Annotated in this window: 24 protein-coding genes; 11 read left to right on the top strand and 13 right to left on the bottom strand. The window is 69.2% G+C overall.

Annotation, left to right across the window (positions count from 1 at the left end):
* The coding region (locus FMQ63_RS26175; protein WP_141276762.1) for a CpaF family protein at positions 1 to 1350 on the bottom strand (1350 nt) is incomplete at its 3' end.
* Between the two features lie 180 nt (positions 1351 to 1530).
* On the opposite strand from FMQ63_RS26175, the gene ung reads away from it, so the two are divergent.
* Positions 1531 to 2208 carry a uracil-DNA glycosylase gene (gene ung, locus FMQ63_RS26170; RefSeq protein ID WP_011550886.1) on the top strand — a complete coding sequence of 226 codons (678 nt, stop codon included), beginning with the start codon at positions 1531 to 1533 and terminating at the stop codon, positions 2206 to 2208.
* A 68-nt stretch (positions 2209 to 2276) separates the two neighbouring features.
* A complete protein-coding gene (locus FMQ63_RS26165) occupies positions 2277 to 3089 on the top strand; it encodes an acyl-CoA thioesterase II (RefSeq protein WP_011550887.1) in 813 nt (270 codons plus the stop codon).
* A gap of 115 nt (positions 3090 to 3204) precedes the next feature.
* Here FMQ63_RS26165 and FMQ63_RS26160 read toward each other — a convergent pair whose 3' ends face one another.
* The 3 genes from FMQ63_RS26160 to FMQ63_RS26150 form a co-directional block, all read right to left on the bottom strand.
* A complete protein-coding gene (locus FMQ63_RS26160; RefSeq protein ID WP_011550888.1) occupies positions 3205 to 3492 on the bottom strand; it encodes a hypothetical protein in 288 nt (95 codons plus the stop codon).
* 158 nt (positions 3493 to 3650) lie between these two features.
* Entirely contained in the window at positions 3651 to 4016 is a 366-nt protein-coding gene (locus FMQ63_RS26155; RefSeq protein ID WP_011550889.1) for a response regulator, read from the bottom strand.
* 73 nt (positions 4017 to 4089) lie between these two features.
* On the bottom strand, positions 4090 to 5430 hold the full coding sequence (locus FMQ63_RS26150; RefSeq protein ID WP_171452241.1) for a Xaa-Pro peptidase family protein: 1341 nt from the start codon (positions 5428 to 5430) through the stop codon (positions 4090 to 4092).
* 167 nt (positions 5431 to 5597) lie between these two features.
* Between FMQ63_RS26150 and FMQ63_RS26145 the strand changes: the two genes are divergently transcribed.
* Both FMQ63_RS26145 and gyrA read left to right on the top strand, forming a co-directional pair.
* Complete coding sequence (locus tag FMQ63_RS26145) at positions 5598 to 6377, top strand: M48 family metallopeptidase (protein ID WP_011550891.1); 780 nt, start codon at positions 5598 to 5600, stop codon at positions 6375 to 6377.
* A gap of 168 nt (positions 6378 to 6545) precedes the next feature.
* Positions 6546 to 9374, top strand: a complete 2829-nt coding sequence (gene gyrA / locus FMQ63_RS26140; protein WP_011550892.1) for a DNA gyrase subunit A — start codon at positions 6546 to 6548, stop codon at positions 9372 to 9374.
* 67 nt (positions 9375 to 9441) lie between these two features.
* Here gyrA and FMQ63_RS26135 read toward each other — a convergent pair whose 3' ends face one another.
* From FMQ63_RS26135 to FMQ63_RS26125, 3 genes are all read right to left on the bottom strand, one after another.
* Positions 9442 to 9822 (bottom strand): DUSAM domain-containing protein, encoded by a 381-nt coding sequence (locus FMQ63_RS26135; RefSeq protein ID WP_011550893.1) that lies wholly within the window; start codon positions 9820 to 9822, stop codon positions 9442 to 9444.
* A 427-nt stretch (positions 9823 to 10249) separates the two neighbouring features.
* Positions 10250 to 11086, bottom strand: coding sequence for a PfkB family carbohydrate kinase (locus tag FMQ63_RS26130; protein WP_011550894.1), 837 nt, complete (start codon positions 11084 to 11086; stop codon positions 10250 to 10252).
* A gap of 10 nt (positions 11087 to 11096) precedes the next feature.
* Complete coding sequence (locus FMQ63_RS26125) at positions 11097 to 11711, bottom strand: nuclear transport factor 2 family protein (protein ID WP_020478734.1); 615 nt, start codon at positions 11709 to 11711, stop codon at positions 11097 to 11099.
* A 145-nt stretch (positions 11712 to 11856) separates the two neighbouring features.
* On the opposite strand from FMQ63_RS26125, the gene FMQ63_RS26120 reads away from it, so the two are divergent.
* The 5 genes from FMQ63_RS26120 to FMQ63_RS26100 all read left to right on the top strand — a co-directional run bounded on the left by FMQ63_RS26120 (position 11857) and on the right by FMQ63_RS26100 (position 16816).
* On the top strand, positions 11857 to 12840 hold the full coding sequence (locus FMQ63_RS26120) for an iron ABC transporter substrate-binding protein (protein WP_011550896.1): 984 nt from the start codon (positions 11857 to 11859) through the stop codon (positions 12838 to 12840).
* On the top strand, positions 12840 to 14405 hold the full coding sequence (locus FMQ63_RS26115; protein ID WP_011550897.1) for an iron ABC transporter permease: 1566 nt from the start codon (positions 12840 to 12842) through the stop codon (positions 14403 to 14405). Before FMQ63_RS26120 ends, FMQ63_RS26115 begins: the two co-directional genes overlap by 1 nt.
* Before the next feature lie 48 nt (positions 14406 to 14453).
* Entirely contained in the window at positions 14454 to 15512 is a 1059-nt protein-coding gene (locus FMQ63_RS26110) for an ABC transporter ATP-binding protein (RefSeq protein ID WP_011550898.1), read from the top strand.
* 113 nt (positions 15513 to 15625) lie between these two features.
* A complete protein-coding gene (locus FMQ63_RS26105; RefSeq protein WP_171452243.1) occupies positions 15626 to 15892 on the top strand; it encodes a YkvA family protein in 267 nt (88 codons plus the stop codon).
* A 96-nt stretch (positions 15893 to 15988) separates the two neighbouring features.
* On the top strand, positions 15989 to 16816 hold the full coding sequence (locus tag FMQ63_RS26100; protein WP_011550900.1) for an SDR family oxidoreductase: 828 nt from the start codon (positions 15989 to 15991) through the stop codon (positions 16814 to 16816).
* A gap of 6 nt (positions 16817 to 16822) precedes the next feature.
* On the opposite strand, the gene FMQ63_RS26095 is transcribed toward FMQ63_RS26100, so the two are convergent.
* Genes FMQ63_RS26095 through FMQ63_RS26085 form a run of 3 tightly spaced genes read right to left on the bottom strand, consistent with a single transcriptional unit; the run spans position 16823 to position 21082 of the window.
* Entirely contained in the window at positions 16823 to 17983 is a 1161-nt protein-coding gene (locus FMQ63_RS26095; RefSeq protein WP_011550901.1) for a hypothetical protein, read from the bottom strand.
* 22 nt (positions 17984 to 18005) lie between these two features.
* Complete coding sequence (locus FMQ63_RS26090) at positions 18006 to 20588, bottom strand: VIT domain-containing protein (RefSeq protein ID WP_011550902.1); 2583 nt, start codon at positions 20586 to 20588, stop codon at positions 18006 to 18008.
* A complete protein-coding gene (locus tag FMQ63_RS26085) occupies positions 20585 to 21082 on the bottom strand; it encodes a MerR family transcriptional regulator (protein ID WP_011550903.1) in 498 nt (165 codons plus the stop codon). Before FMQ63_RS26085 ends, FMQ63_RS26090 begins: the two co-directional genes overlap by 4 nt.
* A gap of 209 nt (positions 21083 to 21291) precedes the next feature.
* On the opposite strand from FMQ63_RS26085, the gene FMQ63_RS37580 reads away from it, so the two are divergent.
* On the top strand, positions 21292 to 21453 hold the full coding sequence (locus tag FMQ63_RS37580; protein WP_011550904.1) for a hypothetical protein: 162 nt from the start codon (positions 21292 to 21294) through the stop codon (positions 21451 to 21453).
* Positions 21454 to 21459: 6 nt separating this feature from the next.
* Here the strand turns inward: FMQ63_RS37580 and FMQ63_RS26080 are convergent, their stop codons facing one another.
* Genes FMQ63_RS26080 through FMQ63_RS26070 form a run of 3 tightly spaced genes read right to left on the bottom strand, consistent with a single transcriptional unit; the run spans position 21460 to position 24966 of the window.
* Entirely contained in the window at positions 21460 to 22299 is an 840-nt protein-coding gene (locus tag FMQ63_RS26080) for a slipin family protein (RefSeq protein ID WP_011550905.1), read from the bottom strand.
* A complete protein-coding gene (locus tag FMQ63_RS26075) occupies positions 22299 to 23654 on the bottom strand; it encodes a nodulation protein NfeD (RefSeq protein WP_011550906.1) in 1356 nt (451 codons plus the stop codon). Before FMQ63_RS26075 ends, FMQ63_RS26080 begins: the two co-directional genes overlap by 1 nt.
* A 1-nt stretch (position 23655) precedes the next feature.
* Entirely contained in the window at positions 23656 to 24966 is a 1311-nt protein-coding gene (locus FMQ63_RS26070; protein WP_011550907.1) for a glycosyltransferase, read from the bottom strand.
* A gap of 213 nt (positions 24967 to 25179) precedes the next feature.
* Between FMQ63_RS26070 and FMQ63_RS26065 the strand changes: the two genes are divergently transcribed.
* Positions 25180 to 25398 carry a hypothetical protein gene (locus tag FMQ63_RS26065; protein ID WP_020478732.1) on the top strand — a complete coding sequence of 73 codons (219 nt, stop codon included), beginning with the start codon at positions 25180 to 25182 and terminating at the stop codon, positions 25396 to 25398.
* Positions 25399 to 25483: the final 85 nt, after the last annotated feature.

Genomic DNA, 25483 nt, shown 5'->3' with positions numbered 1-25483 from the left:
CGCCGAGGGCGGCGGGGTGGGGTGACTCGCGGGCACCTGCACCTGCACGGCCGGCGCGGGAGGCGGAGGCGGCGCGGCGGCGGCCTTGCCGGCCTTCGCGTCGCGGGCGTCCTGCTTGAGGCGCTGCTCGAAGGCGGCCCACTCCTGCTTGAAGTGGTCCGGGTCTGGCCTTCCCTGCTCGCGGTGCTTCAGGGACGGGGCCCAGCGCACCGAGTACGACTCGCCCGCGTGGAAGGTGGGCGGCGGCGGCAGGCCGTAGGTGGCCGGGTCGAAGAAGGACTCGTCCAGGTCGTGGAAGCCGTACGCGCGCGCCTTGCTGACGAAGTTGGGGATGATGCCGGTGGGCGCGTGGTAGCCCAGGATGTGGTCGTCCTCGTCCTTGGTGACGGGCGTGAAGACGAAGATGTCCTGGGTGCGGTAGTCGCCCTTCTCGTTGAGGGGCAGCACCTCCGACAGGGCAATCGTCTTGCGGCTGCCGTCGTGGAGGCGCTCGCAGCAGATGATGAAGTTGATGGCGCTGGCCACCTGGGCGCGCACGGCCACCATGGGCAGCTCCACGCCGGACATGAGGCACAGCGACTCGATGCGGCGCAGCGTGTCCGTGGGCGTGTTGGCGTGCGTGGTGGCCAGCGAGCCGCCGTGGCCGGTGTTCATGGCCTGCATGAGGTGGAAGGCCTCGCCGCCGCGCACCTCACCGACGACGATGCGGTCGGGGCGCAGACGCAGCGCGGAGTGGAGCAAATCGCCCATGTCCACCGCGCCCTTGCCGAACTTGTCGGGCGGCCGGCTTTCGAAGGGCACGACGTGGGACTGGTTGAGCTGGAGCTCGGCCGAGTCCTCGATGGTGAGGATGCGCTCCTCGTCGGGGATGAGCGACGACACGATGTTGAGCAGCGTCGTCTTGCCGGAGCCCGTGCCGCCGGCCACCAGCATGTTGAGCTTGGTGGCGATGCCGGCCTCGATGAGGCGCGCCATCTGCGGCGTGAGCGACCCGAACTTCATCAAGGATTGGACCGTCAGCTTCTCCTTGAAGAACTTGCGGATGGAGATGGTGGTGCCCTTGCGCGCGATGGGCGGAATCACCACGTGGATGCGGCTGCCATCCGGAAGGCGCGCGTCCAGGCGGGGGCGCTCTTCGTTGAGCATGCGGCCGACGAACTGGGCCATGTTGCGCGCGGCGCCGAGCAGGCCTTCGTCGGTGAACGATGCATCCACTTTCGTGAGCCGGCCCTTGCGCTCAATCCAGATGTCGGTCGGGCCGTTGATCATGATTTCCGACACGGCCTCGTCATCCATGTAGGGCAGGACGGGCTTGAGGAACGCGCGGAGTGACTCGGTGTACATCGTCATGGCGCCACCCAGGCTAGCGCGCTCTGGCCCCAGGGCCCAAGAACCCGCCCCGCCTGTCCGGCTGCTTTCTGGGGCAGGGGCCGCCCACCGGCGGTTTCCAGCGTGGCCGGGCGGAAAAGCAGTGGGCGCTCCCGATGCCCGGTGTTTCAATGCCGCCGCCGTCGGAAAAGGGAGGCGTTCGTGCTCGCGGAAGGGCTGCCGGAAGACTGGAAGCAGGAGCTGCGCGCGGCGTTGGCGTCGCCGTCGTTCCATGAGCTGGAGCGCTTCGTCGAAGCGGAGCGGCGGGAGGCCACCGTCTTTCCGTCGGAGGAGGACCTCTTCTCCGCCTTCCGGCTCACGCCCTATGAAGACGTGCGGGTGTTGCTGCTGGGCCAGGACCCCTACCACGGGCCGGGACAGGCGCATGGGCTGGCCTTCTCGGTGAAGCCGGGGGTGGCGCCGCCGCCCTCGCTGGTTAACATGTTCAAGGAGCTGGAGAGCGACGTGGGCGTGCCCCGCCCGAAGGACGGCTCTCTGATTCCCTGGGCCCGGCAGGGTGTGCTGCTGCTCAACGCGGTGCTGACGGTGCGGCAGGCGAAGCCCAACAGCCACGCGGGGCACGGCTGGGAGGACTTCACGGACGCCGTCATTCGCGCGGTGAGCGCCAAGGACGACCCGGTGGTGTTCCTGCTGTGGGGCCGCTACGCGCAGAAGAAGAAGAAGCTCATCGATTCGAAGCGGCACGTCGTCATCGAGGGCACACACCCCTCGCCGCTGTCGGCCAGCAATGGCTTCTTCGGCAGCCGTCCCTTCAGCGCCGTGAATGAGGCGCTGGAGTCCCACGGCCGTCCGCCCATCGACTGGCGCCTGTCCGCCTGAAGGGGCGGCGAGCCGCGAGAGACTCGGGCCGGACACACCGGGGCCGCGTTGATACGCTGCGGCGCGACATGACCGCTGCCTTCCTCGCTGCCACCACCCCCGAGCCACTCTCTCCCAACCGCTACGGCATCCGCTTCACCGCGCCCTGGTACCAGGGCAAGGGCGCCTATGGCGGCATCGTCGCGGGGTCGACGCTGCGCGCGTTGGAGCACACCCTGGCGCAGGCCCAGCAGCCGGGCCGTCCCGTGCGCACGCTCACCGTGCACTTCTGCGCGCCCGCGGTGGAGGGGGAGGCGGAAATCCAGACGCGCATCGAACGGACGGGGCGGCTCGTCACGCACGCGACGGCGCGCATCGAGAGCGCCGCGGGTGTGCTGTGCGTGGCCACCGCCACGTTCGGCACCTCGCGCGGCGGCGCGACGGAGTACTTCGACGTGAAGCGCCCGGTGGTGCCGCCGCCGGAAGACGTCCCCGTGGTGCCGGACGACGTGCCCATGCCCACCTTCTGCAGCTTCTTCGAGTACCGCTTCTGCGTGGGCTCGGCGCCGTACTCCGGCGCGGACGTGGCGGAGACGGGCGGTTGGCTTCGCCCGCGTGAGCCCATGGTGCTGGACGCGCCGCTGTGCGTGGGGTTGATGGACGCCTATCCGCCGTCGGTGCTCTCGCGCGTGGATGGTTTCCACGCGGCGGCCAGCGTGGACTTCACCGTGCACTTCTTCCACGACCTGCCGCGCCCGGGCCTGCGCGAGGACGCCCACTTCCTGCGCACGGGGCGCTCACGGCAGGCGGCGGAGGGCTACTCCGAGGACTTCCAGCAGCTGTGGACCCAGGAGGGTGAGTTGCTGGCCCAGTGCCGCCAGTTGGTGGCCGTGCTCGGTTGAGCGCAGGCCCGCCGCTGGAGGGCTCCGCCGCCAGCCGCGAAGGCCATGGCGCTCCTTGCGCTCAGCAGGTGTTCGGTCAGGGCTGCGAACCGAGAGCGCGTCGAGTGCCGGGGCTCTACATGTTCACGCGGTGGTGTCGGATCCACTCAAGCGCGCGACCTATCTCCGGTGTGACATCCCATCGCAGGTTCACGAGGTCGTCGAACCCGCCCGCGACCTGACCGTCATGGCTTTGGTTGATGGTGACGTGCCATCCGCCATGGTTCGCCAGCACCGTGATGTGGTGCTCGTTTGTCCCGATGTAGATGGCCTCGTTCCGCAACTTGACGTTGTAGTACCAGATGTCCGGAGGGTGTCCGTGCACTGTCAGGGTGAGGTACAGGGTCCAAAACGGCTCTTTCATGGCAGTCCTTTCCCGATATCCTATTTTTACCCTGAGTGAGGGTATGCGGTCACCATTTGTCTTTCTCTCTCATCCAATCAAGGCGGAGCGAGCGAGGGGGCTTGGGTGCACCCGGGCAGCCATTGTCATCTGTGGCGCAGCGCGTGGACACATCGCGCTCAGGCCGCGGAGGCGAGCTGTTTGACGAGCAGCCGCACCAGCTCCACGGGCTGGATGGGCTTGGGCAGCAGCTCCGCGCCGTAGCGGATGGCCACGGACACGAGGTCATCCAGCTCCTCGTGTCCGGTGAGGAAGATGAACGGCACCCGGCAGTCCTTCAGCTCCCGCATCACCGTGAGCACGTCGGAGCCGTTCATGTCCGGCATGTTGTAGTCGCAGAGGATGGCGGAGACGCTGGACAGGTCCAGGTTGAACGCCTCCGCGGGTGACTGCACCGCCACGACCCCGTAGCCCGCGCTCTGGAGGATGTCCCTCACCACCGAGAGCACGAAGGCGTCGTCGTCAATCACCAGCACGTTCTGCATCGGGCCCTCTCCGCGAGCGGTTCAGCGCATCCTACTCAAGCTTCTCCCACGAGATTGTCACGCGAGACATGTCTCACGGCACGGGGCGGGAAGGACCCGGGGAGGGGATGAGCACCAAATCTTCCTGGGGTGGGATGAGGTATTCCGCACCCGTTTCGGTGACGACGGCCATCTCCTCCACGGCGATGATGCGCTGCTCGCCCTCGCCGCCGTCCGGCCACGCGAAGAACCCGTCGAAGGCGAAGACCTGCCCGGGCCGGACGATGCGCGCCGCCTGTCCCGCCGCGGGCTTGCCCTGCTGCGCGCCGGAGAGCGCCGGGCCCACGTCATGCGCCCAGTAGCCCACCGGGTGCCCCGTTCCCCACATGACGGGCGCGGAGCCGGCTTCCCGCATCCAGTCGCGCTGGGCCTTGTCCACGTCCCAGCCGCGCACGCCGGGTTTCAGGGTGGCCAATGCAATCCGGCTGCCTTTCTTGCCCTTCTCCCACTTCTCCAGGGCCTCCTTGGGCGGCTGCGTCTCGCCCGGCGCCAGCACGTAGGCGAAGCGCTGGATGTCCGTCACCCACATGCCGCCCACGCGGATGCCGAAGTCCGTCTGGATGAAGTCACCCGGCTGGATGACGCGCTCGGTGGCGTGGGAGTGCCCGCGCGTGGGGCCGCTCTGGACGTTGGGGTTCTGGTCCGGCGCCCAGGCGTCGCCCACGCCCAGTTCCGCCATGCGCTGGCGGAGGAAGCGGGCCACATCCACGTCGCGCGTCTTGCCCGGCACTACCGCGCGGTAGGCCTCTATCTCCATCTGGGACGTCAGCGCGGCGGCCTTGCGGAGGATGTCCACCTCCTCGGGCAGCTTCACGGAGAGCCACTCGGAGACGAGGTCCTCGGAGGACACCAACTTCTTGCGCAACGCGGGCGTCAGGGCCTTCTCCAGCGCGGCGCGCTGCGTGGCGGACAGGCCATCGGCCACCGCCACCGACGTGGACGAATTGACGGCGATGCGCTTCGGCTTCGCCGCCGCCAGCCGCGAGGCCAGCTGCGCGTAGAGATTCGTTCCGCGCGGCAGCGGCACCACCTCATCGAGCGGCGCCACGTCGCGGAGCGCGGTGGCCTCGCCTTCCGGTGACAGGGCCACGCCGCGCACGGCCGCGTCCTGCTTGAGGAACAGGAAGGCGGCGGTGCCTCCGGCGTTCTCACACCCGACGTGGATGGCCAGCGGGTCGTTGTCGTTCTCCCGGCAGATGACCACCCACGCGTCCACGTTGGCGCGGGCCATGGCCTGGGGCAGCAGTTTCTGGATGCGCTCCTTGCGGAGGCGGGGCCAGTCGTCCTGGGACGCGATGGGGTCGGCGGGCGCGGCGCTGGCGATGGGGGTGGCGAGGAGCAGGGCGGAGAGCAGGGCGTGCCGGACGCGAGTCATGCGGGGAGCAGTCCTTTCGGGAAGGAACGCCATCATCCCCTCGCGCCCGGTGGGAAGGGACGCGCGCGGCGTGAAGTCGTGTGGCGTGCGTGCGAAGAACCGTGCGAAGCCCACCATCGGGCGGCACCATGCAAGCGTTGTCGCCGTGGCTCGTTTAAGGTGTGTCCATGGCCAAGAGCACTTCCCAGAAGCGTCCGTCGAAGGCGAAGAAGCCCGCCGCGTCGAAGGCGAAGGCGAAGAAGGCCGCTGCCCCGAAGAAGGCCGCCTTGAGGACGAGCGCCGCGCCCCGTCGCGCCAGCGCGCCGGTGTTTGAGCCCGCCGTCAAAGTTCCTCGGCCCCCCGTGCTGGAAGCTGAGCCCATCCTCGCCGACGAGCCCACCCCTGGACGCCCGGGCCCCAAGGCACTCCCGTCCGGTGAGACCGCGGGCCGCGTGTTGCCCTTCGAAATCGACCCCAAGCGCATGGAAGAAGGGCTGCGCAAGCTCCAGGGGGAGATGGTCCACTGGGCCAACAAGGGCCGCTACACGCGGGTGCGCTTCAAGTTCCGGGGCAAGCAACTGCTTCCGGACCTGCCGCTGGCCGCCGTGGTGGCCGCGGAGGGGCTCACGTTCTACTGGGGCGGCATCCTGCGCGTGCTTGTCGCCAACGTGGTGGGCGGCAGCGTGTTCCAGGTGGAGCTCGTGAATGACGCGGAGAAGCGCGTCCAGGCCGGCAAGGAGGCCTTGCTGTCGGGCGACGTGGACCAGGCGCTGGTGCTCTTCCGGGAAGCCGTGGCCATGGACCGTGACTTTCCCTCCGCGCACCTCAACGTGGGCGTGGCCTTGAAGCTGAAGGGCGACCGGGAAGGGGCCCTGGCCGCGTTCGAAAAAGCAAAGAAACGGGACCCGGAAGGACCGGTGGGAGCCGAAGCGGAGCGCCTGGCTGCTCCCCTGCGTCCGCAGGGCTGAAAAAGGCTCGCTCAAGCGTTCAAAAAAGAGCCCCTTCCAGGCATCCCGCCGTTCGGGGCGAGAGCCCCTTGTTTCCTCTGTTGACGCTGGGAAATCCAGGGGTTACGAACGCTCACTCACTGGATGGCGGCCCCCATTCGCGGGCCCCTCCGCAGACTTCCAGAGCTCATGGCTGACGACACGACTGACAAGCCGGCATCGCCCTCCGCGCCTCCCCCCCCGGACAGCGCTGGAGAGCTCATTCCCGTCAACATCGAAGACGAGATGCGCCGTTCGTATCTCGACTACTCCATGTCCGTCATCGTGGGGCGCGCGCTGCCCGACGTACGTGACGGACTCAAGCCCGTGCATCGCCGCGTGCTGTACGCGATGAATGACCTGGGCAACCTCCACAACCGGGCCTACAAGAAGTCCGCCCGCGTGGTGGGTGACGTCATCGGTAAGTACCACCCGCACGGTGACTCGTCGGTGTACGACGCCATGGTGCGCCTGGCGCAGGAGTGGAGCCTTCGCTACCTGCTGGTGGACGGCCAGGGCAACTTCGGCTCGGTGGACGGCGACTCGCCAGCGGCCATGCGTTACACGGAAGTGCGCATGGAGCGGCTGGCGGAGGACCTGCTGGCGGACATCGACAAGGAGACGGTGGACTTCGGTCCCAACTACGACGACTCGCTGGAAGAGCCGCTCGTCCTCCCGTCGAAGTTCCCCAACCTCCTGGTCAACGGCAGCAGCGGCATCGCGGTGGGCATGACCACCAACATCCCGCCGCACAACATGACCGAGGTCATCAGCGGCACGCTGCACCTCATCGACAACCCGGGCTGCACGGTCCGGGACCTGATGGAGTTCATCACCGGTCCGGACTTCCCCACCGGCGCCATCATCACCGGGCGCGAGGGCATCGTCCGCGCCTACGAGACGGGCCGCGGCCAGGTCACCATCCGGGCGCGCTCGGACATCGAGACCTCCAAGCGGGGTGACCGCGAGGCCATCATCTTCTCGGAGATTCCGTACCAGGTGAACAAGGCGCGGCTCATCGAGAAGATCGCCGAGCTGGTGCGCGAGAAGAAGCTGGAGGGCATCAGCGACATCCGCGACGAGAGCGACCGCCAGGGCATGCGCATCGTCATCGAGCTCAAGCGCGATGCGATTTCGCAGGTGGTGCTCAACAACCTGTATGCGATGACGTCGCTGGAGACGACTTTCGGCGCGGTGATGCTGGCCATCGACGGCGGTCAGCCGCGCACGCTCAACCTGAAGGAGATGCTGGACCGGTTCATCGCGCACCGCCGTGACGTGGTGACGCGCCGCACGCGCTACGAGCTGCGCAAGGCGCTGGCGCGCATGCACATCGTCGAAGGTCTGCTCGTCGCGCAGGACCTCATCGACCTGGTGGTCAGCCTCATCCGCGCGTCCAAGGACCCGGACGAGGCGCGCTGGGGCCTGATGAACATCCTGTCGCCCTCGCTGTACGAGCACGAGCGCTTCGCGACCCTCCAGCGCATCGACTACGACAAGGCGAAGGCGCAGATGGAGCTGCTCGTCTCGCGCGCTCGCAACGAGGAGCCCAGCTACGCGGGCCTGGCGCACAAGTACGAGGGCGCGGGCTTCAGCGAGGGCCAGGCGCAGAACATCCTGGAGATGCGCCTGCAGCGGCTCACCGGCCTGCAGCGCGAGGAGCTGTTCCGCGAACTCATCGGCCTGGTGCGCGACATCGCGCGGCTGCAGGACATCCTGGCCAACGAGCGCAGCCTGCTCAACGTCATCAAGACGGAGCTCGTGGAGATTCGCGAGCGCTACGGCGACAAGCGCCGCACGGAAATCACTGGCGCCGTGGATGAGATGACCAGCGAGGACCTCATCGCCGAAGAGACGATGGTGGTTACGCTGTCGCACACGGGCTACATCAAGCGCTCGCCGCTGACCGAGTACCGGGCGCAGAAGCGCGGTGGGCGCGGGAAGACGGGCGCTGCGACGAAGGAAGACGATTTCGTCAGCAAGCTGTTCGTGGCCAGCACGCACGCGTACCTGATGCCCATCACCACGAAGGGCAAGCTGTACTCGCTGAAGGTGCACCAGGTTCCGCAGGCCAGCCGCACGTCGCGCGGCAAGGCCATGGTGAACCTGGTGCAGTTCGGCGAGGGCGAGCGGTTGGCGCAGGTGCTGGTGACGCGTGACTTCCCGGAGAACCGCTACGTCTTCTTCGTGACGAAGCGGGGCGTGGTGAAGCGCACGGACCTGAGCGCGTTCGAGAACGTCCGCTCCAGCGGCATCATCGCGCTGGGCATCGACGACGGTGACGAGCTGGTGGCGGTGATGATTACCGACGGCAGCAAGGACATCCTGCTGTCGACGGCGTCGGGCATGAGCATCCGCTTCCCGGAGACGGAGGTCCGCTCCATGGGCCGCCAGGCCTACGGCGTGAAGGGAATCACGCTGGAGGACGGCGACGAGGTGGTGGGCGCCGACGTGGTGGAGACGGACGCGGCCATCCTCACGGTGACGGAGAACGGCTACGGCAAGCGGACGCAGGAGGCCGAGTACCGGCAGCAGGGCCGTGGCGGCAAGGGCATCATCGACATCAAGACCACCGAGCGGAACGGCAAGGTGGTGGGTCTGCTCCAGGTGAAGGAAGCGGACGAGGTGATGCTCGTTACCAACGGCGGCATGCTCATCCGCATGCGGGTGAAGGAGATCTCCGTCATCGGCCGCAACACGCAGGGCGTGCGGCTGATTGCCCTGGAGAACGAGCAGGAGAAGGTCATGGCCATCTCCAAGCTGCCCGAGAGCGACGAGTCCGAGGAGAACGGCGAGGCGGTGGCGCCGGCCGAGGGCGCGGTGCCCACGGCGGAGGCCAACGCTCCGGAAGCGACTGACGCCGCTGTGCCTGCGGACGCCACGGCGGAGGCCGCGGCGCCTGCGGAAGCCGCTGTCGAGTCAGCCCCGGCGTCCGAGGAGGGTGGCACCCCGGGTGGCGAGGAGCCCACGCAGGGCTGAGTTGCTCGTTGAATCGCCGGAAGGCTGACTGACGGGGACGCGGCGGAAGTCGCGTCCCCGTTGTCATTCAAGGCTCATCATCCAGCAGGTTGAGTTGGCCCTGCGCAACGGCGCGGTAGTGCGGCACCTCCTCGGCGGCCAACACGTCCCGCATTTCCTGGCGGGCACTGTCGAGGTCACCCGCGCGCTTGTGCTGGTACATCCGGTGAAGTGCATTCACCATCCGGCTGGACCCTTCGCTGATGCGACGCGAGCACTCTCGGAGGAGTTCCAGGGCGCTCGTGTCCGACGCAAGAGCCGAAGTCGCATCGGCTTGACTGAGGCCCACTTCACGAGCAGTTCGCGCCAGGAGTTCCCGCACTTCGATGGTGAGCATCAGGGGCTCTCCATTGCGCAGCACTCGGCGCGCAAGGGCGCGAATCGGGTCCCAGTCGAGTTCTTCAGCCATGCGCTATTTTCCCACGGGATAGCATTTGTCGCCGGGCCATTCCTGTTGGCCCTCGCACAGTTGAAAGCAGGAGTAACAGTGGCCCTTCCAGCCATCCTGTTTGCAGTCGCCATAGGCACGAATGCACGTTCGCTTCCACTCGGGGAGAGCTGCATTATGTGAGTCATCCCACTCGACCGATGCGGTGTTCGTTACTGCTTGGGCGCCGGTCATGAGCACAGCGGCCTCGGCAGCGGAAAGTCCACATGCTTCGGGCATGCCGGGGAATCGCTGAAGGCAGCACGATACGGAATCGGAGCAGGAAGCAAGTGCGTACGGTTCGCCTCTTCTCCCGGTGGAGTGCGCGCCACTGGAACATCCCAGGGCAAGGCTTACGAGCACACATCCCAAGGGCGTAACAGTGTTCTGGCTTTTCATTGAATGCTGCTTATCGCAGTTCCGTTGGAAGCCGGCTGACATCCAGCTTCGGCACACCCACCTGCGTCACCGCCTGCGCGCCAAACCAGTTCGCCAGCGCGGCGCAGCGTTCGAACGGCAGTCCTCGCAGCAACCCCAGCGTGAAGCCCGCGATGAAGCAGTCCCCCGCGCCCGTGGCATCCACTTCCTCCACCGCAACCGTGGGCACGTCGATGCGCGCATCCGCCGTGAACACCGTGCAGCCCCGCGCCCCACGCGTCACCACCAGGCACGTCCGCTGACGTACCCGCTCGATGTCCATTGCCCGGGCTTCTTCCTCGCTGGCCTTCAGCACCCGAAGCCGCTCCAGCAGCCCCGCGAAAGGCGTGTCCTCCAGGCGGAGATTGAGCACCCGTCCGTCATCATCGAGCGCCCGAATCAACCCCTGTGCATCCGCCAGCACATGCCGCGCCCGCTCAGAGACATGGAGCAGCGTCTCCGGCAGCACCTCACCCGCCACCCCGCACGCCAGTGCCACGCGTGCGTCCACGGTGATGTCCGCAGGGCGAATCGGCTCCGCCTTCGCGCTGACGCGAAGCGTCCGTGCCTCTCCCTCGAAGTCCGCGATGAACTGCGTGGTGCGCGTTCCCGGAACGATGCGCGGCGGATGCCGGACCTGGTCCGCGTAACGGAAGTCCTCGCCGGCCACCGCGGCCACCGCGTACTCCAGCCCCATCGCATCCAGGACGGACGCGATGTACGCCGCCGACCCGCCGAGCGCATGTGTTTCCCGCCCGGGGCCATGCCGGAGCAGGTCGTGGCAGTAGCTCCCCACCACCAGCACATCGCGCAGGGACGCGTCACCCATGGCGCGCGTTCTACTTCCGGGTGAAGTCCTTCGGCACGGGAACCCCCGCGGCCTTGTCGTCCGTCCAGGCGATGTTGAGAATCCACCAGCGCCGGCCATCGAAGACGAGCTGCAAGCTGTTGACGCCCGTGGTCATCACCGGCCCGTCCGCGGTTTCACGCGTCTCATACGCGCTCAGCACCTGGACCATGTCGCCATAGCCAGACACCTGTCGGCGCGTCTCCTTCTCGAAGAACCCCCGTTTGTCGAAGGCCACCGAGGCGGAGGTGGCATAGTCATCCGGGGTGAAGGGCGTGGCCGCAGGCCCCTTGCCGTCCTTCGGGCGGCGGATGGGAATCATCTGCGCGCCCGGGTGGAAGAGGGCGCGGAATCGCTGCCAGTCGCGAGCCTGGCCCGCCGGGCCGCTGATGACGTCGTACAGCGCGGCGATGAGGGAATCGATGGAGCGCACGTCCTCGGGGCGGGGCGCGGGTGTGAGCTGGAGCGCGCTCCGGGTTCGCTCGGCGGCGTCCTTCATCGGGTTGGGTGTGGAGACGGGTGGTTTCGGGGACGCAGGCGCCTGCGCGAGGGCGGAGGGCGCGGCGAGCAGGGCGGCGGCACAGGCGGCGACGAGCGGGCGCGGCATGGTGTCTCCACGGTGGCGGGAGGTTGCGGCCCACGAGGTTACTCCGGGCAGCGAAGGAGCGCGGTCGTCACCTGTTTCGCGCTTCACCGGGCGCCCGCGCGCAATCGGTGGAAGCGGGGGAGGCCGTCCGTTAGGGTGCCGGCTCATGGTACGACTCCTCCTGGCCTCCCTGGTCCTGACCCTGGCCTCCCCCGCGCTCGCGGCGGAGACGCTCACCATCTACTCCGGCCGCAACGAGAAGCTCGTGGGCCCGCTCCTCAAGAAGTTCACTGAGAAGACGGGGGTCGAGGTGAAGGTGCGCTACGGCGAGACGCCGCAGCTCGCGGCCACGTTGCTGGAGGAGGGGGCGAAGACGCCCGCCGACGTGTTCTTCGCGCAGGACGCGGGGGCGCTCGGCGCGCTGGCGAAGGCGGGTCAGCTTCAGGTGCTGCCCAAGGAGACGCTGGACAAGGTGGATGCGCGCTTCCGCTCGCCGCAGGGCGTGTGGGTGGGCACCAGCGGCCGGGCGCGCGTGGTGGCCTACAACACGAAGAAGGTGAAGGCGGACACGCTGCCCAAGAGCATCCTTGGCTTCACGGATGCGAAGTGGAAGGGCCGCCTGGGCTGGGCGCCCACCAACGCCTCGTTCCAGTCCTTCGTCACCGCGCTGCGGCTGCTCAAGGGCGACGAGGCCGCGACGCAGTGGCTCAAGGGCGTCCAGGCCAACGCGCCGCGCGTCTACAAGAACAACTCCGCCATCATCGAGGCGCTGGGGCGCGGTGAAATCGACGCGGGCTTCGTGAACCACTACTACCTGTACTCCGCGAAGAAGAACAAAGCGGACCTGCCCGTGGCCAACTACTTCGTCGCGGCGGGTGACCCGGGCGCGCTGGTGAACGTGGCGGGCGTGGCCATCCTCAAGGGCTCGAAGAACACGGACGCGGCGAAGAAGCTGGCCGCGTACCTGCTGGACGCCGACGCGCAGACGTACTTCGCGCAGGAGACGTCCGAGTTCCCGCTGGTGTCTGGCGTGAAGCTGGCTGAGGGCCTGCCGGCGCTCGACAAGGTGGGCTCGCCCGACCTGGACCTGTCCAGGCTGGATGACCTGCGCGGCACCGTGAAGCTGCTCCAGGATACTGGCGTCCTCTGATGCTTCGTCGTGCCCCGGTGGGATTATGGGTGGCTGGCGTGGCCATGGCCACGCTGGCGCTGGTTCCCGCGATATACCTGTGCGTGCGCGCCGCGGAAGCGGATGCGGACGCATGGGGCCTGCTGCTGCGAGACAAGACGTGGGGCCTGTTGGGCCGCACGTTGGGGCTCGCGGCGGCGGTGACGGGCTGCGCGGCACTGCTGTCGCTGCCGCTGGCCTGGCTCACCGCGCGCACGGACCTGCCGGGGCGCCGTCTGTGGACGGTGTTGTTGTGTGTGCCGTTGGCGGTGCCCACGTTCGTCAGCGGCTACGTGCTGCTGGCGGCGTTTGGCGTGGGCGGCGCGCTGGAGGAACCCCTGACGCGCTGGGGTCTTCCGGTGCCACCCGTGTATGGCTTTCCCGGAGCGCTGCTGGCGCTGACGGTGTCGACGTATCCGTACTTCTTCCTCGCGCTGCGCGCCGGGCTCCTGTCTCAGGACCCGGCGTGGCTGGAGGGGGCGAGGAGCCTGGGACTCACACCCGCCCGGGCCTTCTTCCGCATCACCGTGCCCCTGCTGCGTCCTGCCTTCGCGTCGGGCGCGCTGCTGGTGGGGCTGTATGTCCTCTCCGACTTCGGCGCGGTTGCGCTGGTGCAGTATGACGCCTTCTCGCGCGCCATCTACGTGCAGTACGAGGGCGCGTACGACCGCAGCTACGCGGCGCTGTTGGGCCTGGCGTTGGTGTCCGTGACGGTGGGCGTGCTGGCCCTGGAGTTGTGGCTGCGCGGCCGTGCGGGCTACCACCGCAGCGCGAAGGGCGCGGCCAGGGCTTCCTCGCTCGTACAACTGGGCCGCTGGCGCGTGCCGGCGCTGCTCTTGTGCGGCGCGGTGGTGGCGGTGGGCGTGGGGCTCCCGGTCGGCGTGCTCGTCTATTGGGGCGTGCAAGGGCTGTCGGTGGAGTCGGGGCCGATGATGGGGCCCGCGTGGAACTCGGTGAGTGCTTCCATGTTGGGCGCGGTGGCGGCGGTGGTGGGCGCGTTGCCGCTGGCCTTCCTCGCGGTGCGCTACCCGAGCCGCCTCACGGTGGCGCTGGAGCGCGTGTCCTACGCGGGTTATGCGCTGCCGCCCATCGTGCTGGCGCTGTCGCTCGTCTTCCTGGGCGTGCAGACGGTGCCCTTCCTCTACGGCACCCTGGTCATGCTGGTGCTGGCCTACGTGGTGCGCTTCCTGCCGCAGGCGGTGGGCGTGGTGCGGGCGTCGTTGCTTCAGCTCAACCCGCACCTGCCGGAGGCCGCGGCGTCGCTGGGCCAGCCTCCGTCCGGCGTGCTGCGCCGGGTGACGGCGCCGCTGCTACGGCCCGGGCTGCTGGCGGGCGCGGCGCTCGTCTTCCTCACGGCGATGAAGGAGCTTCCGGCCACGTTGCTGCTGGCGCCCATCGGCTTCGAGACGCTCGCCACGCGCGTCTGGGGCGCCACGGCCGAGGGCCGCTTCGCCGAGGCCGCGCTGCCGGCGCTGGTGCTGATGGCCGTCTCCACGCTGGGTGTGGGGCTGTTGGTGTCGCAAGAGGGCGGCTCGTCTCCGAGTTAAGCCAAAGCGCCCGGGCCCCCGGGAACGCGGTAGGGTGCGCCGCCCGCCATGCCTCTGCTTTCGCTCGACGACGTCACCCTTCGTTATTCCTCCAGCGGTACCGCCGCGGTGGACCGCTTGTCCCTGGCGGTGGAGCCCGGCGAAGTGTTGGCGCTGCTGGGCCCGTCGGGGTGTGGCAAGACGACGACGCTGCGGCTGGTAGCGGGCTTCGAGCGCCCCAACAGCGGCACCGTCACGTTGGACGGCCGCACCCTGGCCAGTCCTGGCGCCTTCGTGCCGTCCGAGCAGCGCAGCGTGGGCATGGTGTTCCAGGACTACGCGCTCTTCCCGCACCTGTCCGTGGTGGAGAACGTGGCCTTCGGCCTCACCGCGATGCCGCGCCAGGAAGCCCGCGCCCGCGCGAGCAACATGCTGAAGCTCTTCGGCCTGGAGGGCTTCGAGTCGCGCATGCCGCACGCGCTCTCGGGTGGGCAGCAGCAGCGCGTGGCGCTGGCCCGCGCGCTGGCCCCCGGGCCGCGGGTGCTGCTGCTGGATGAGCCCTTCTCCAGCCTGGACAGCGCGCTGCGGGCCTCCACGCGAATGGAGGTGCGGCGGGTGCTGAAGTCGCTGGGGGCCACGGTGATGCTCGTCACGCATGACCAGCAGGAGGCCATGGCCTTCGCGGACCGCCTGGCGGTGATGCGGGCGGGCCAGGTGGAGCAGGTGGGCACGCCGGAGGCTGTCTACGCCACGCCGCGCACGGCCTTCGTGGCGTACTTCCTGGGCGGCACCAACTTGCTGCCGGGCGTGGGCTTCGGCAATGGCGCCCGGACGCTGCTCGGCATCCTTCCGGTGACGGGCGCGCCAGCGAAGGGCAACGTGCTGCTGTCGCTGCGGCCAGAGGCGATGCGACTGGTGCCGGACACGGACGGCGTCGCGTTGGGCGGCGCGCTGCGAGCGGAGGTGCTGGCGCGCGAGTTCCAGGGCCCCTCCGCCGAGTTCACCGTGGCGTGCAACGGCCTGGAGCTCACCGTGCGCGGCGCGCCGGACCTGCCGCTGCGCGCGGGTGACCGGGCGAGGCTGGAGGTGGTGGGCCGCGCGATGGTGCTGGAGGACATCCCGGACTGAGCCTGGCTGTCCTCCGGGCGGCCGGACGGCGTACGCTGGGTGTGGGCCGAGGCCGCAATCACCCGGGTCCCTCGTGCGTAGAGGTAGGCATGAACATCGCAGGCCTTCGTGGAATGGGGAGCCGTTTCTTCCGGTACGTGCGCGACCCGCACGTAGCGCTCTGGCGGAAGCTCGCCGGCGTGATGGCGGTGGTCTACTTCCTGTCGCCCGTGGACGCGCTGCCGGACGTCATCCCGGTGCTCGGCTGGCTGGATGACCTGGGCGTGTTGTCCGCCGCCGCCTTCTTCATGGTGCGCGAGGTGCAGCGCCACCAGGTCGTCATCTCCGGAGAGGATGCGCAGCCGGGGGTCGCCGCTCAGGCGCGCAGCAAGACGGTCTGAGTCGCCGGGTACCCCCGTGACGCGGGGTGAGAGGCTCTTGCCGGGCCTCGTGCACCCGTGGTTTGTGCGCCAGGAAGACTGTCGCACGGAGCCTGGATGTCCGGTTCGCAGGGAAGTGTCGTTCTCATCACCGGTGCGTCGTCCGGCATCGGCAAGGCGTGCGCGGAGCTGCTGAGCGCGCGTGGCCACATCGTCTACGGCACCAGCCGCCGTCCCGTGGAGGCCGCGCCTCCGGGCTACCGGATGCTGGAGCTGGACGTCACCCAAGACGACTCCGTGCAGCGAGCCGTGGCGACGGTGCTGTCGCGTGAGGGCCGCATCGACGTGGTGGTGAACAACGCGGGTCATGCGCTCGCGGGCGCCGCCGAGGACACCTCTATCGAGGAAGCGCGCGCGCAGTTGGACGCCAACTTCCTGGGCGCGCTGCGCGTGTGCAAGGCGGTGCTGCCTTCCATGCGCGAGCGGCGCGCCGGCCGCATCATCCAGGTCAGCTCCCTGGGCGGGCAGGTGGGGTTGCCCTTCCAGTCGCTCTACAGCGCCAGCAAGTTCGCCCTGGAGGGCTTCACCGAGGCGCTGCGCCAGGAGGTGGCCGAGTTCGGCATCGAGGCGACGCTGGTGCAGCCCGGAGACGTGCGGACGCAGCTCACCCAGAACCGCGTGTGTGTCGCGAAGGCGGGCGCGGGTTCCGCGTATCGGGAGCGCTTCGAGGCCGTGCTGAAGGCCATCGAGTCCGGCGAACGCGGCGGCCTCGCCGCCGAGGACGTGGCGAAGAAGGTGCTGGAGGTGATGGAGCGCGGAGCGCCTCACGTGCGCTACCCGGTGGCCCAACTGGCGCAGCGCGTGGCGGTGGTGGCGAAGACCGTGCTGCCCTCACGCACCTTCGAGCAGATTGTCATGTCCATCTACGGCCTGCGCCGCCGCTGACCGAGGCTAGAACCGGCCCACCATCGACAGGCCCGTGCCCCCGCGTGGCGTGGTGAGCGGTGCCAGCGCCACCTGGGGCGCGTCCGGGAGGTCGAAGTTCCGGGTGAGGTACGTGGTGAGGGCCAGTCCGCCCAGCACACCGACGCCGCTGCCCACGAGGATGGCGTCTCCCGCGTCATTGCCCGCGGTGAGGTAGAGGGCGCTCGCGCCCACCAGCCCGCCGAGGATGCCGCCCGCGTCGATGAGGAGCATGCGGCCTCGGGACACCGGCACATACTTCGACAGGATGGCCATCGACAGGATGCCTGCGGCCGTGGCGCCCAGCTCGACGGCGAAGAAACGCTTCAAGTCAGTGTTGTCCGAAGTCGCCAGGAACAGCGCCGTCACCGCGCCCGCCCAGAGGCCACCCGAGTTGGCCAGGGACACCTGTCCGGAGGTGGGGTTCACCAGGTGCGCCAGCAGAACGCCCACGCCGGTGAAGCCCGCCCCGCCGAGGATGGCGGCGCCAATGGCATGGTCACCATCCAGGTCGAAGGCGAGCAGCGTCGCGATACCGAACCAGAAGCCCCACACGGTGCCGGAGTTGATGACGGCGGCCTGTCCGTCCGTCACCCCGCCCCGGGTGAGCAGCAGCGAACTGGCGGCGCCCGCTCCGGCGCCCAGCAGTGACACCGCGGCGTAACCCTGGCCGCTACAATCTCCGATGGCGCACAGGAGGATGCCTTGTGCGACCCCGTGCAGCGTCTGCACCACGACGAGAGAGGCACGCGCGGCGCTGGAGTAAGGCTCTCGCCCCATCTCGCTCGCGGCGCCGGTGGCCAGCCGACCCCCAGGCGCGAGCCGTGTCCGGGAGAGCCGGGCCAGCTCGGTGGCATAGGGGTGCTGTGGACAGGCCGCGAGCACTCGCTCGAACAGCTCCAGCGCCTTCGCGTCGTTGCCGCTCACGAGCGCATCGAAGCCCGCCGAGTAATCCGCCTCGGAGCTCGCTGCACAGGCATCGGGCGTGGACACCAGGGGCGGCGCGGTGACTGTCTCCGGTGCCGTGGCCTCGGAAGAGGGAGGAGCCTCCGAGGGCTGAGCGGAGAGCGTGGCAAGCAGGATGAGCGTGGCGAGCGTCATGGCGCCCGTCACTGTATGCGAAGCGCGGCGGCGGCATGTATCAGCCATGCCGCCGCCTTTTCGCGGTGCGTCAGCGCGCGGCCAGCGTGTCGACGTGCTCGCGCAGGGCCACCTCGTTGCCCAGCCGGCCGTTGAGCCCGGCGAGCGGCTTCGCGGCCTGCTCGATGCGGCCCCGGGTGCGCGGTCCCGCCGCGGCCAGCCACGCCACGCCCAGCGCCAGCTCCGCCACCTGTGCATCGCCGCTCAGGCTGGCGGCCAGGGACAGCAGGGCCTCCACCGCCTTCTTCACCTGCGCACCATGCAGCGGATGGCTGCTGGTGATGCCCTCGCGCAGCAGCGTCAGCAAGGCCAGCGCCGTGGCACGCGCTTGTCGCACGGGCTCGGAACCCTCGCCGGTGCCTTCCCAGAGCCCGTTGGCGAGCTGCCGGGACAGCAGGCTCTCCGCGCCCGTGTCGACACCGCCCTCGGCGGCCGGAGCCTCGTCGCGGTACGCGTCGGATTCCTCGAGCTCTGCCTCCTTCAGCGAATCTGGAGACTGACCGCCGCCGAAGAAGTTGGAGAGGATTCCTCCCTTTTGGCGCTTCTTCTTCATGGCGTCGGCCTTGCCCTGCTCACGCCGCTCGCTCCTCATGATCATCCAGTCCGTGGTGCCGCCATCGGCATCCATGGAGGGCGCGCTCTGCGCGGGCGCGCGCCCGGGCGGGGTGATGCGCCGCACTTGAATCAGCGGACGAGCCCCAGGGGCCGGTGCGGCGGCCGACGGGGGCGGCATGGCGCCACGCGCGGCCATCCGTCCGCGACGGGGGACGGCGCCACCGAGCGCGGCGTCCTCCTCCTTCTGCGCGCCGAACATGGCCCACCCCGCGGGGGCGTCCACGGGGATGACGCGCGTCTTCGCCTGTCCCGAGTTCCGCCGGTCGCCCTTGCGCTCCTCCACCACCACGAACGAGGTGTACCGGGTGACAATCTGGTGCGCGACGGCCAGTTCGACGATGCGCTGTTTCATGGACTCCGCGCGGCGTCCGACGAGCTGGGCGGCCTCCCAGCCCCGGATGCGCTCGGCGGCCCACAACTTCTCCACCGCCGGCCGGTCCGACACCGCGGGCAGGTCCACGCGGACGGTAAGCGAGAAGGGCTCCTGTCCCGACCGCCCCCGCAGCGTCACCGTGCCCGTCCCGGGCGAGGCATAGCGGCCCAGCAGCGTCCAGGGCACGCCATCCACCAGGGGCGGTAGCTCGGCGGGCGCCAGCTCCGCGCACTCCACGCCATCAAAGTGGACTTCCAGCTCGGTGACACGCGGTGCCAGCGCACGGGAGAACTGCGCCACGACCTTGTCGTCGATGCGCTCGCCCGGGTGGATGAACTCCACGTCACCGCCCGTCTGCTTCGCCATGTCCCGTAGCAGCACGTCGCTGACGTTGGTGCCGATGCCGAACGAGTACACCCGCGCAGTCTTCCGCGCCTCGAGCACGGCGCGCAGAATCTCCGCCTCGTTCCCCACCTGTCCGTCCGTGAGCAGGACGATGACGCCGTCGGGCGCCGCCTGCACTGCGGCGCGCATGGGCGCGAGCAGCTCCGTGCCGCCATCCGCGTTCAGCGCGGCCACCCAGCGGTCCGCCTCTTCGAGCGTGCGCTGCGTGAAGGGCACAGGCTCGGGCTGGAACGACTGGAAGCGATTCTCGAACGCGATGACGTTGAACCGGTCGCCCTCGCGCAGGTGGCGCAGGCACAGCCGGAGCGCGGCCTGGGCCTGGGGCAGGCTCTCACCGGCCATGGAGCCGGAGACGTCCACGACGAACACCACCTCCTGCTTGGGCGGCGCGGAGGCCAGGGCCAGCAGGTCCGGCACCACGGTGAGCGCGAAGGTGCCCGGGCCTCCCTCGCCCTTGCGGTGCGTGACGAGCGGCGTGAACACCGCGCTGCTGTCCGGGCTGCGCAGGCTCAGCACCAGGTCGCGGTCCAGGGACACCTCGCCGCGCGAGAAGCCGACGCGCACGCGGGTGCCTTCCTCCCGGGTGGTGGTGATGGCGTGGGACGGGCTCTCCACCACCACCTCGCGGCCCAGGTCCACGAGCAGGTCCATGCGCAGGCCGTAGTGCACGTTACCCACGGGCGGGGTGATGCGGTCCGCGTCCGGCACCTGGGCCGTGGGCTCTTCACTGCCGTGGCCGGTGCGGTCGCCCGTGGTCGCGCCGGGGATGTAGCGAGGCGCCACCAGCGTGGGGAGCATCCAGCGCACGCTGCCTTCCTCGGCGGTGACGGCCTGGAGGAACTCCACCTCCACCACGGTCTCCTCATAGGGCAGCAGGTTGCCCACCTGGGCGGTGAAGACGTTGCGGCGCTCCTCGTCGAGCAGCGCGGCGCCATGGCCGGCCGTGACGGCGTCGTCGTAGGTGCGGAAGGCCTCTTCACGCTCTCGCACCACGCCTTCGATGCGCCGCCCGGCGCACGTCATGGAGAAGGCGGACAGCGTGGCATCCGAGGGAAGGGGGAAGGTGTAGATGGCCTCCACCGGCTGGTACTCCTCGTTGCGGTAGCGCTGGCGAACGCGGACGCGCGCGTGGCCGCCGAGGAGCTCGCCCGTGACTTCGACACCTTGCAGGGGGACCTGCGTGCCGTTGCGCGTGTACAGCCCTGCCTTTTCGATGGTCATGGCTTCTCCCTTTCCTGGAACTCCGCGATGAGGGCGCGAACGCGTTCCGCGAGCGCCCGGGTCTTCGTGTCCGCTGCTTCCGAGACGTGCAGCTCCAGCCCTGGGAGCAGCTCCCAGCGCTCGTAACGATTCAGGCCCGTGGCCGGTCTTCGAGGCGCGTGCGGTGGCGCCACCGGGGCCGGTCCCGGTAGCGGCTGCGCGTGCACCGGGGGCGTGGGTGTCGCGTCCGAGTCGGCGAGCTGGCGCAGCTCATCGAGGCTCAAGCGCTGCAACTCCGCCTGGATGGCATCCAGGGGAAGGAACCGCGCCTGCAGGACGCGGATGGCCTTGAGCCGCACCAGGTGCTCTTCCCCGTACACGGTGTCGGGTCCCCGGAAGGGGGGCGCGGGAAGCAGGCCGCGTTGGACGTAGTAGCGCACCGTCCGCGGCGAGACGCCCACCGCCTCGGCCAGCTCCGTCAGCTTCCATTCGCTCTGTGTCTTCGGCGTGCTCACGGTTCAGACAGTAGGACTCGACATGGTTGGTGTCAAGTTGCCACTGGTGAATTGGCAGTAGCAGGGGCCAGAGCGCGAGGGACCTCCGCTCAGCGGCATCTCGACAGTGCTGCTGCCGAGTCCTGACACCCGGCGCGCGGTGCTGCGCCAGGAGGTCGCCATCCTCGCCCGGGGCGATTGCCTTTACCTACACGGCGCTGCTGGCCTTCGTGATGACGTCGCTGCTGTACCTGACGAAGCGGCAGACGCAGTTGCCCGAGGCCCTGCCGGTGGAGTCCTTCTCGGTGGGCGCGACGGCGCTGCTCGTCCTGGCGTCGCTGCGGCTGAGCCGGCGGGCCATCAAGCTGGAGCGGCAGGAGCTCTTCGACTAGCGGCTGTCAGGACAGGCCGCCCGCGGGAGGGCCCTCTTCCTCATCCTCGGTGTATCGCCGGTCTTCATGTCCATCGTCGGCCCGCTCCATGTGGGCTTTCACGCCGCTGAGCGTGCGCAGCAGGTCTAGCGGGATGGGCAGGATGGTGTGATTGCCACCGGTGGTGATTTCCACCAGCGTCTGGAGGTAGCGGAGCTGGAGGGTGGCCGGGTAGCGGCCGAGGACCTTGGCGGCCATGGAGAGCTTCTCGGCGGCCTGGTGTTCGCCCTCGGCGGCGATGATTTTCGCGCGGCGCTCGCGCTCAGCCTCGGCCTGCCGCGCGATGGCCCGCTGCATCTCCGCGGGCAGGTCGATGTGCTTCACCTCCACGTTGGACACCTTGACGCCCCACGGGTCGGTGCGTGCATCGAGCACCTGCTGAATCTCGTGGTTGATGCGCTCCCGCTCGGAGAGGAGCTGGTCCAGCTCCACCTGGCCCAGGATGGAGCGCAGCGTCGTCTGGGCGAGCTGGCTGGTGGCATAGAGGTAGTCCTCCACCTGGAGCACGGCCTTGTCGGCGTGGATGACGCGGAAGTAGACGACGGCGTTGACCTTCACGCTGACGTTGTCCCGGGTGATGACGTCCTGTGGAGGCACGTCCCGGGCCACGATGCGCAGGTCGATGATGACCATGCGCTCGACGAAGGGGATGAGCCAGCGGAAGCCCGCGCGTTTGAGGCCCACGAAGCGCCCGAGCCGGAACACCACGCCGTTCTGGTACTCGTTGACGATTCGCACCCCCGACAGGAAGAGCAGGAACAGGATGGCGACGGGGATGAACACTCCGAACAGTCCAGTCAGTTGCATCAGGTCGGTACCTCGTCGACGAAGAGGGTGAGTCCTTCCATGCCCCGCACCACGACGTGTGCGCCGGAGCGGATGGGAGCGGTGGACGTGGCGCGCCAGCGCTCTCCATGAACGAACACCTCGCCGCTCTCCGGTGTCACCGGGGCCAGGGCGGTGCCTCGCTCTCCCACGAGCCCCAGGTCGCCACCTCGCTGGGGGAGCCGCCGCGTCTGCGCGCTCCGGTAGACGACGTAAGCCGCCGCACCTCCCAGTGCCACGGTGGTGGGCACCAGCCACGTCCACGACACTTGAAAGGAGCGGTCCACGAACCACTCCGGGTTGAAGCGGTCCACGAGGAACAGTCCGCCCAGGCCCAGCAGCACCACGCCCACGGCGCCGAGCAGCCCACTGGTGACGAACAGCTCCGCGACGATGAGGGCCACGCCCGCCATCATCAGCAGCACTGCGCCCGCGCGAACCGGCAGCGCGGAGGACGCCACCAACGCCAGGACCAGCGCCACCACGCCGATGAGCCCCGGGGCGATGGCGCCTGGATGTGACAGCTCCACCACCAGCCCCAGCCCGGCCACCAGGAACAGCAGGTAGACGATGGCGGGATTGGCGAGCGCGTGCACGGTGCGCTGGGACAGCGTGGGCTCCATCGTGACGATGTGCGCATCCCGGGTGGAGAGCCGCACGGATTCGCCACCCGCCACCGTCACCTGCCGTCCGTCCGCCTGCGCGAGGAAGTCCGCCTCGGTGGGCGTCACGTATTCCACCACGCGCAGTGCCCGCGCGTCGTCCGCGGACACGCTGACGCTGTCTCGCACGGCGGAGGCGGCCCACTGCACATTGCGGCCCCGCTGCTGGGCGATGCTCTCCGCGAACGCGACGGCGTCGTTCTCCACCTTGCGAGCCATTTGCTCCCCGCCCACGGCTTCTGGGGACTGGCCGGAGGGGCCCACGACCGGATGCGCGGCCCCGATGTTCGTGCCCGGCGCCATGGCCGCGACGTTGGATGCCAGCGCGATGAAGACGCCCGCGCTGCCCGCGTGCGCGCCGGAGGGGCCGACCCAGACGAGCACCGGGACAGGTGACGCGAGGAAGGCCCGGACGATGTGGCGCGTGGCCTCCAGCGACCCACCGGGGGTGTCCAGCCGCACGAGCAACGCGTCATGTCCCGCGGCCGTGGCGCGTGCCACGCAGTCGGACAGGTAGCCGCCGGTGCCGGCGTCGACCACGCCCTCCAGGTCGCAGCGAGCCACGGTGGGCTGGCCGTTCCTCGTGGGGGCATTGGCCGCGGACGCGAGCAGCCCCGCCATGAGGACACACAGGAGTGCGGGGGCCGCGAGTCGCCAGCGTGCCCGTTGGTGCATCTCACACCCCCTGGAGGCTGGCCGGGTTGAAGGAAACGGGGACGATGCCGCGAGGCGGCAGGGGGCGCACGGCCGCCAGGTGCTTGAGCAGTCGCAGGTGGTCCACGAGCAGCCGGGGCATGAGGAGGTGCTGGCGCACGTGCTCGTGTCCGCGCGCGCCCAACAGGTGGGCCTCGTCGGGACGGCGGAGCAGGTGGAGCATGGCCTCGGCGCATTCCTCCACGGTGTCCACGAGGGCTCCGCCAGTGCCCTCTGGCAGTTGCATGGGAATGCCGCCCACGCGGCCACCGACGACGGGCGTGCTCTTCCACAGCGTCTCCGCGACGACGAGCCCGAAGCCCTCGCGCAGGGACTTCTGGACGACGACATCGGAGACGGCCTGAAGCGCGTTGACCTCGATGTTCCCCACGCCCACCAGGTTGGTGAGGATGTGGATGAGGCTGTCGCCCGCGGTGGCGGCGCGGAGCTCCTCGTACACGTCCCAGCCCTCCGGGTCGTCCATGGCGAGTGACCCCGCGAGCGCGAGCTGGAGGTCGGGGACGTGGGGACGCACGCGCTGGTAGGCGCGGACGACGCCGAGCGGGTCCTTCCAGCGGTCGAAGCGGCTGACCTGGGTGACGAGCGGCCGGTGGGTGCGGATGCCAATCCACTCCAACACGTCGCGCGCGAGGGCCTCCGGCAGGGGGTGATTCTTGGGACTGAGCGGGTCGATGGCGGGCGGGTAGATGCGGACGTCGGAGATGGGGAGTTGCGGTGGAATGAACTCCCGCATGGTGAAGATGGCGGCGTCGTAGGCGTGCAGGTAGGGCGACAGGAAGTCCCAGAAGGTCGGGTTGGGGTGCGAGGTGTCGATGTGGCAACGCCATATCCAGCGCGCATCGAGATGAGGACTCAGCGCCGCGAGCACGGCGGGCTGCGGGTCGTGGACGAAGACGAAGTCGTAGTTCTCCGAATTCGTGACCAGCCGGTGGGCATTGAGCTGGGCGTTGGCCAGGTAGGTGGCCTTCTCGCGCTCGGTGAGTTCGCCGGGAGCGCCTTGCAGGCCGTTGTGGATGCGCTTGGTGACCTGGAAGAAGGTGTCGTCGCCGTGGATGAGCTTCCAGTCCGTGACGATGCCCAGGTCGTTGTAGAGCGGGACCAGGGAGCGGAGGATTTCGGAGACGCCGCCGCCGTAGGGCGTGGAGCTCAGGTGCATGCACCGGGCGCCGCGCAAGTCCTCGGAGAGCCAGTGCAGTTCGTCGAGGATTTCGTCGGGAGCAATCCCGCGATAGGTGGCAAGCGAACGCTTGCCGATGTCCACGACGTCCAGCATGGCCTCGGCCTCCCAGGTGAACGCTCCAGGCAACGGTGCGCATGGGAAGCAGCATCATCCGCGCCGCGTGGCTGCCGGGCTGCTGTCCGGGATCGGGGGCAGGCGCTCGAAGGTGTGCTCGGGCATCCGCTGGTGGACGTTCGCTGTCGTCGACAGATTGTCGATGGAGGGCACGCTCCCTGGGGGCCGTCCGCAACTCGAGAAGGAGGCTACATGCGTCGTGCCGTTCTCATTGCCCTGGGCGTGGCAGTTGCTGCGCCCGCTTGCAAGACCACGCAGCCCGAAGGAACGGAGGACCGTCAGCCCCTGACGGGCCCGGACCAGATTCGCGAGCCTGTGCAGACCGTGCCGGATACCCCCGCGGGCCCCGCGACGCCCCTGCCGGAGACCGACGCGGGCACACCGGAGACGCAGGAGACGCCGGCGGAGTAGTCCGCCGCCCGGACGGTATTCGTCGCCACACGTGTGACAGTGACAGCGCATCCTGACTCCCGCACAGTTCGCGTCCGAAGCGGCA

Source organism: Myxococcus sp. CA005, from assembly GCF_006518205.1.
GTDB classification, from domain to species: domain Bacteria; phylum Myxococcota; class Myxococcia; order Myxococcales; family Myxococcaceae; genus Myxococcus; species Myxococcus xanthus.
The sequence above is the reverse complement of the archived record's forward strand: the minus strand, read 5'-3'. Positions and strand labels throughout refer to the sequence as shown.

Coding starts and splice junctions, on each gene's coding strand:
- FMQ63_RS26165 (WP_011550887.1), top strand. CDS start 2,277: ATGACCGCTGCCTTCCTCGCTGCCACCACCCCCGAGCCACTCTCTCCC.
- FMQ63_RS26160 (WP_011550888.1), bottom strand. CDS start 3,492: ATGAAAGAGCCGTTTTGGACCCTGTACCTCACCCTGACAGTGCACGGA.
- FMQ63_RS26155 (WP_011550889.1), bottom strand. CDS start 4,016: ATGCAGAACGTGCTGGTGATTGACGACGACGCCTTCGTGCTCTCGGTG.
- FMQ63_RS26150 (WP_171452241.1), bottom strand. CDS start 5,430: ATGACTCGCGTCCGGCACGCCCTGCTCTCCGCCCTGCTCCTCGCCACC.
- FMQ63_RS26145 (WP_011550891.1), top strand. CDS start 5,598: ATGGCCAAGAGCACTTCCCAGAAGCGTCCGTCGAAGGCGAAGAAGCCC.
- gyrA (WP_011550892.1), top strand. CDS start 6,546: ATGGCTGACGACACGACTGACAAGCCGGCATCGCCCTCCGCGCCTCCC.
- FMQ63_RS26135 (WP_011550893.1), bottom strand. CDS start 9,822: ATGGCTGAAGAACTCGACTGGGACCCGATTCGCGCCCTTGCGCGCCGA.
- FMQ63_RS26130 (WP_011550894.1), bottom strand. CDS start 11,086: ATGGGTGACGCGTCCCTGCGCGATGTGCTGGTGGTGGGGAGCTACTGC.
- FMQ63_RS26125 (WP_020478734.1), bottom strand. CDS start 11,711: ATGCCGCGCCCGCTCGTCGCCGCCTGTGCCGCCGCCCTGCTCGCCGCG.
- FMQ63_RS26120 (WP_011550896.1), top strand. CDS start 11,857: ATGGTACGACTCCTCCTGGCCTCCCTGGTCCTGACCCTGGCCTCCCCC.
- FMQ63_RS26115 (WP_011550897.1), top strand. CDS start 12,840: ATGCTTCGTCGTGCCCCGGTGGGATTATGGGTGGCTGGCGTGGCCATG.
- FMQ63_RS26110 (WP_011550898.1), top strand. CDS start 14,454: ATGCCTCTGCTTTCGCTCGACGACGTCACCCTTCGTTATTCCTCCAGC.
- FMQ63_RS26105 (WP_171452243.1), top strand. CDS start 15,626: ATGGGGAGCCGTTTCTTCCGGTACGTGCGCGACCCGCACGTAGCGCTC.
- FMQ63_RS26100 (WP_011550900.1), top strand. CDS start 15,989: ATGTCCGGTTCGCAGGGAAGTGTCGTTCTCATCACCGGTGCGTCGTCC.
- FMQ63_RS26095 (WP_011550901.1), bottom strand. CDS start 17,983: ATGGCTGATACATGCCGCCGCCGCGCTTCGCATACAGTGACGGGCGCC.
- FMQ63_RS26090 (WP_011550902.1), bottom strand. CDS start 20,588: ATGACCATCGAAAAGGCAGGGCTGTACACGCGCAACGGCACGCAGGTC.
- FMQ63_RS26080 (WP_011550905.1), bottom strand. CDS start 22,299: ATGCAACTGACTGGACTGTTCGGAGTGTTCATCCCCGTCGCCATCCTG.
- FMQ63_RS26075 (WP_011550906.1), bottom strand. CDS start 23,654: ATGCACCAACGGGCACGCTGGCGACTCGCGGCCCCCGCACTCCTGTGT.
- FMQ63_RS26070 (WP_011550907.1), bottom strand. CDS start 24,966: ATGCTGGACGTCGTGGACATCGGCAAGCGTTCGCTTGCCACCTATCGC.
- FMQ63_RS26065 (WP_020478732.1), top strand. CDS start 25,180: ATGCGTCGTGCCGTTCTCATTGCCCTGGGCGTGGCAGTTGCTGCGCCC.